The sequence below is a fragment of the Mesorhizobium sp. GbtcB19 genome, assembly GCF_019091085.1.
In the GTDB taxonomy this organism is placed as follows: Bacteria; Pseudomonadota; Alphaproteobacteria; order Rhizobiales; family Rhizobiaceae; genus Mesorhizobium.
The window spans coordinates 1-228 of the sequence record NZ_JAGXJY010000672.1 but is presented as its reverse complement, the minus strand read 5'-3'; the positions used below and the strand labels follow the sequence as shown (position 1 = coordinate 228).

The 228-nt window shown below is 64.5% G+C and carries 1 protein-coding gene; it reads left to right on the top strand.

Going from position 1 to position 228, the window contains the following annotated elements; genetic code table 11:
* A partial coding sequence (locus KVT37_RS33365; RefSeq protein WP_217579134.1) for an ATP-binding cassette domain-containing protein occupies nucleotides 1-228 on the top strand: 228 nt, incomplete at both ends.

Sequence of the window (228 nt, the reverse complement as noted above, 5' to 3'; positions counted from 1 at the left end):
TCTATCGCTGTCGCTGGCAAAAGGCGAGATCGTCTGCATCATTGGCCCCTCGGGTTGCGGCAAGACAACTGCGTTGCGCCTCGCCGGCGGCCTGGTGCGGCCGAGTTCCGGCTCGATCATCGTCAACGGAAAGCCGATCACCGGTCCGCGCCGCGAGGCAGCGATCGTCTTCCAGGACTATGGCAAGGCGTTGCTGCCTTGGCGTACCGCGGCCGGAAATGTCTCCCT